General features: G+C 63.7%; 1 CRISPR repeat array.

From position 1 onward, the window contains the following. Window positions 1-2 precede the first annotated feature (2 nt). Window positions 3-333: a CRISPR direct-repeat array (repeat unit 26 nt; unit sequence CGGATCATCCCCGCAGGCGCGGGGAA).

Raw genomic sequence — 333 nt, 5'->3', positions numbered from 1 at the left:
GCCGGATCATCCCCGCAGGCGCGGGGAACTTGGTTGAGACCGAGGATATGCTCGAGTTCAATGCGGATCATCCCCGCAGGCGCGGGGAACTCCTCAAAGCGGGTGCCGAGAAATTCGGGTCTATCGGATCATCCCCGCAGGCGCGGGGAACTCATGACGAAGGTAAAGCGCCTGAGTTGAAACAGCGGATCATCCCCGCAGGCGCGGGGAACTCAGGCGCACGGGTCTACGGAAATGATGGAACTTTGGATCATCCCCGCAGGCGCGGGGAACTCGCCGCCCTCCCCTACGCCACCGCCTACCAAGACGGATCATCCCCGCAGGCGCGGGGAA

The organism is Arthrobacter sp. HMSC06H05, assembly GCF_001807395.1.
GTDB classification, from domain to species: domain Bacteria; phylum Actinomycetota; class Actinomycetes; order Actinomycetales; family Micrococcaceae; genus Pseudoglutamicibacter; species Pseudoglutamicibacter albus.
Note: the sequence above shows the minus strand (reverse complement) of the source record. Positions and strands in the feature narration are given on the sequence as shown.